At 54.4% G+C, this 3,791-nt stretch carries 5 protein-coding genes and 1 pseudogene; 3 read left to right on the top strand and 3 right to left on the bottom strand.

Annotated features, from left to right (window positions below; translation table 11 throughout):
• The 3 genes and pseudogenes from KHU33_RS25705 to bfr form a co-directional block, all read left to right on the top strand.
• Positions 1 to 217 (top strand): annotated as a pseudogene (locus tag KHU33_RS25705) (MotA/TolQ/ExbB proton channel family protein); the annotation flags it as partial.
• Positions 217 to 633 (top strand): ExbD/TolR family protein, encoded by a 417-nt coding sequence (locus tag KHU33_RS25700; RefSeq protein WP_211468320.1) that lies wholly within the window; start codon positions 217 to 219, stop codon positions 631 to 633. The pseudogene KHU33_RS25705 and the gene KHU33_RS25700, both read left to right, overlap by 1 nt.
• Positions 634 to 977: 344 nt before the next feature.
• Complete coding sequence (bfr, locus tag KHU33_RS25695; RefSeq protein WP_211468318.1) at positions 978 to 1,448, top strand: bacterioferritin; 471 nt, start codon at positions 978 to 980, stop codon at positions 1,446 to 1,448.
• 80 nt (positions 1,449 to 1,528) lie between these two features.
• Here the strand turns inward: bfr and KHU33_RS25690 are convergent, their stop codons facing one another.
• The 3 genes from KHU33_RS25690 to KHU33_RS25680 all read right to left on the bottom strand — a co-directional run bounded on the left by KHU33_RS25690 (position 1,529) and on the right by KHU33_RS25680 (position 3,529).
• Positions 1,529 to 1,888 (bottom strand): DUF167 domain-containing protein, encoded by a 360-nt coding sequence (locus KHU33_RS25690; RefSeq protein ID WP_211468316.1) that lies wholly within the window; start codon positions 1,886 to 1,888, stop codon positions 1,529 to 1,531.
• Positions 1,885 to 2,427 carry a YggT family protein gene (locus tag KHU33_RS25685; protein ID WP_211468314.1) on the bottom strand — a complete coding sequence of 181 codons (543 nt, stop codon included), beginning with the start codon at positions 2,425 to 2,427 and terminating at the stop codon, positions 1,885 to 1,887. Before KHU33_RS25685 ends, KHU33_RS25690 begins: the two co-directional genes overlap by 4 nt.
• Positions 2,428 to 2,785: 358 nt before the next feature.
• Positions 2,786 to 3,529 carry a histone H1-like repetitive region-containing protein gene (locus tag KHU33_RS25680; RefSeq protein ID WP_211468312.1) on the bottom strand — a complete coding sequence of 248 codons (744 nt, stop codon included), beginning with the start codon at positions 3,527 to 3,529 and terminating at the stop codon, positions 2,786 to 2,788.
• Between the last annotated feature and the right edge of the window lie 262 nt (positions 3,530 to 3,791).

The following is a 3,791-nucleotide window of genomic DNA, read 5'->3' as shown; positions in this document are numbered from 1 at the left end:
CGCGCTCGGTTTGGCCGTGGCGATTCCGGCTACCTTCGGCTATAACGCGCTGGTGCGCGGTAACAAAACCATCATCGCCAAGCTGAATAAATTCGGTTTCGACCTGCATGCGCTGTTTGTCACCGGTTCCCGTTCCAGCAATACCGAAACCGGCAATCCAACCGGTTCGAGTGGTTCAAGTAATGGCGCCAAACTGGTCGCTGTGAAAGGTGCATGATGAGCATGGGTTCCTTGTCCGATTCGGACGATGATTTCAATCCGGAGATCAACACCACGCCGTTGGTCGATGTGATGCTGGTGCTGTTGATTATCTTTATCATGACGATCCCGGTGATGAACCACGCGGTAAAGATCGATTTGCCGCGCGCCACTAACCAGCCAGACCAGGCCAAGCCGGAAAGCATCAATCTGTCTATCGATGCCGACGGCAAGCTGTTCTGGAATGAAGAAGCGGTCGACCGCAACGAACTGAACTCGCGGATTGCGGTTGCGGCACAAAAACAGCCACAACCGGAATTGCACCTGCGCGCAGCGCGCACGGTGCAATATGAAAAAGTGGCCCAGGTGATGGCTGCCGCGCAATCCGGCGGACTTGGAAAAATCGGCTTTGTTACCGATCCCGACGCCAAGTAAGCAGTGAAGGTGGCATGACGGCCGCGACTTAAGTGTTAATTCAAGCGTTCAGCATTCTCGACGCTCCTGCACTTTCCGTTTCCTTGAGAGCCTGCGCATGTCGCCATGCGCAGGCTCTATTTGCATGGTCGGATTGATGCACAAATCACAATGAAAATGATTCGCGCTATCTGATGATGAAAAAGCTGATTGCATGCGCTATCATGGCTGCGATTTCGGTTGAGTGTCGGTTAGACGACACGCCGATCACGTGAGAAAGTCGGCATAAGGTCTAGAAATCCCCCACTTTATCGCTGCGTCACTCCGCATCCCGCACTCCGCCCCCATTTCATAGCGAGGTCCCCATGCAAGGCGAAAAACAAATCATCACGCTGCTCAACGCGCAGTTAACCAACGAACTGACCGCCATCAACCAGTACTTCCTGCATGCCCGCATGTACAAGCACTGGGGCCTGGAAAAGCTTGGCAAGAAGGAATACGAAGAATCGATCGGCGAAATGAAGCACGCTGACAAACTGATTGACCGCATCCTGATGCTGAACGGTTTGCCGAATCTGCAGGCATTGCACAAGCTGATGATCGGCGAGTCGACGCCGGAGATGCTGGAATGCGACCTGAAGCTGGAACAAGGCGCACAAAAGACTGTGAAGGAAGGCATCGCTGCTTGCGAAAAAGCCGGCGATTACGTATCGCGTGAACTGTTCAAGGAAATCCTCGAAGATACCGAAGAGCATATCGACTGGCTGGAAACCCAGCTTGACCTGATCGACAAGATCGGCCTGCAAAATTATCTGCAAAGCCAGATGGACGCATAACCCGGCACCCGGCGTCGACCCGGACTCCAGACCCACGGCTTCCGACTCATCATCGGAAGCCGTTTTCTTTTTCCCTACGCTTATCGGACTAACGCCAGCAAGCTGCGCGTGACGGCGTCGGCCGTCAACGACGCGCCATGCGCCTCGACGATTTTGCGTTTGTTGGTATGGCCATGGGTGATGACAATCCCGCTGCGCGGCACATCCAGCAGCTCTGCCAGATAGCGAATCAGCGCCTCATTCGCCTTGCCCTCGATAGGCTGCGCCTGCAAGCGCAGCTTGAGCACATTGTCCAAGGGCCCGATGATCTGGCTTTTCTTGGCGTTAGGCGTCACTTGCAGCGCCAGCCTGACGCCCCCGGCAATCTCGGAGCACCATGGATGCAAACCGGCGCTCTGCCCGGCCACGGTGCCAGCGCCAGCGGCCGCCTTGTGGATCATGTCAGCGACATGATCAGATAAATCACCAACTGGTGCACTACCCTCAGCAGTATCAACGCTACCAGCGGCGACAGATCGATATTGCCGATCAGCGGAATAATTCTGCGCAAAGGCCGTAACAGCGGCTCATTCAGCGCCCGTACGAAGGGCGCCAGGGGCGCATGCGGATTCACCCAGCTAAAGATCGCCTCAACAATCAATAGTGCAATCAGCCCGTAAAATATCCATTGGAAAAACAGCAGTGCCGACAAGCTGAAGATCAATGAGGCGCTCAACGCCGACCTGACGCCGAGCTCCAGCAGGATACAGATGATGGCAACCAGAGCTGCGCCTATCAGGCTCGCCCAGTCATAGCCGCCAATCCCGGGCAGCAAGCGCCGCATTGGACGCACAGCCCAGTCAGACAAAGTAAAGATGAAATGCGCCAGCTGTTGCGGAGGCCGCACCCGTACCGCCTGGATCCAAAACCGAAGCAACAGGACACCGCCCAGGACACTGGCGATAGTTTCGATAATCAAGGTGAAAATATTCTGCAACACGAGGTGTTTCCCTTTCCAGATGAAGCAATGATTCAGGCTTGTCGGCATCAGTGCATGATGGACCAGCCGGCCAATATACTAATCACTTACCCGACTTCGGGTGCAAGATGTGAGTCGGGGATGTGGACGAACGCCACAGTTTAAGGGCAGAACGGGCTTATCAGCTGAGTGAGTATCGTAGCAGTTATTTCGACCTGGCTGATGGATGCGCTCACGCCGCATGTATCGACCGCCAAGCGCATGGCTATACGTATGCCGACAAATTACCCGCGCCCAAAAATAAAAACCCGCTGAATGGCGCTAAGCCATACAGCGGGCGACGCACCTGAACTTAGTCAGGTAGCCTGGCAAACCCTGATTATGGGCGTGTGCCAGTTGGGAACGGCCAAGCTGCTGCCGGGTTGAGCACTGTCTTTACTGCTGGCTCAGCTGCAGGTTTTGCCACTGGTTTCTTGGCTGCAGGTTTCGCTGCGGCCTTTTTAACAGCTGCTGGCTTAGCTGCCGCAGGTTTAGCGGCAGGTTTCGCTGCTGCCTTAGCTACCGGCTTTTTTGCTGCTGGCTTAGCCGCGACTTTCTTAACTGCCGGCTTTTTGGCCGCTGGTTTCGCTGCTGCTTTAGCCACTGGCTTCTTGGCTACTGCTGGTTTTGCTGCTGCTTTCTTAGCTACTGGCTTTTTGGCCGCTACAGCTTTCTTAGCAACTGGCTTCTTGGCTGCTGCCGGTTTTGCTGCTGCTTTCTTAGCTACTGGCTTTTTGGCCGCTACAGCTTTCTTAGCAACTGGCTTCTTGGCTGCTGCCGGTTTTGCTGCTGCTTTCTTAGCTACTGGCTTTTTGGCCGCTACAGCTTTCTTAGCAACTGGCTTCTTGGCTGCTGCTGGTTTTGCTGCTGCTTTCTTAGCTACTGGCTTTTTGGCCGCTACAGCTTTCTTAGCTGCTGGTTTTGCTGCTGCCTTAGCTGCCGGCTTTTTCGCTGCTACAGCTTTCTTCGCAACCGGTTTCTTAGCTGCTGGTTTTGCTGCTGCTTTAGCTACTGGCTTCTTGGCCGGTGCTGCTTTCTTCGCAGCGGGTTTCTTCGCTGCGGGTTTCTTTGCTGCTGTTGCCATTTTGTTTCTCCTTCACGTGATGGAAAAAATCAAGCTCCAAGTTGGAAACCCGACGAACCCATCGCGATGGGAACGGCGGATTATTCATCGGCGCAATCAACTCTGCTTGCGCTAATGAATTCGGCACCAGCTGAACTGCTCCATCCCCTCATTGATGCAGCACTTCAGCCATTGTTGGCTAAGGTCTTTTCCCCAATCCGGATTGAGGAGAAAATATTCGCACCACCTGTCGGCTGCGATCCTTAGCCAAAAAAACGCTAGC

Source organism: Collimonas silvisoli, assembly GCF_018305005.1.
Classification (GTDB): domain Bacteria; phylum Pseudomonadota; class Gammaproteobacteria; order Burkholderiales; family Burkholderiaceae_D; genus Collimonas; species Collimonas silvisoli.
Note: the sequence above shows the minus strand (reverse complement) of the source record. Positions and strands in the feature narration are given on the sequence as shown.

What these genes read in the sequence shown, in the direction of transcription:
- KHU33_RS25680 (WP_211468312.1), bottom strand. Translation starts at nt 3,529, where the DNA reads ATGGCAACAGCAGCAAAGAAACCCGCAGCGAAGAAACCCGCTGCGAAG.
- bfr (WP_211468318.1), top strand. Translation starts at nt 978, where the DNA reads ATGCAAGGCGAAAAACAAATCATCACGCTGCTCAACGCGCAGTTAACC.
- KHU33_RS25700 (WP_211468320.1), top strand. Translation starts at nt 217, where the DNA reads ATGAGCATGGGTTCCTTGTCCGATTCGGACGATGATTTCAATCCGGAG.
- KHU33_RS25690 (WP_211468316.1), bottom strand. Translation starts at nt 1,888, where the DNA reads ATGATCCACAAGGCGGCCGCTGGCGCTGGCACCGTGGCCGGGCAGAGC.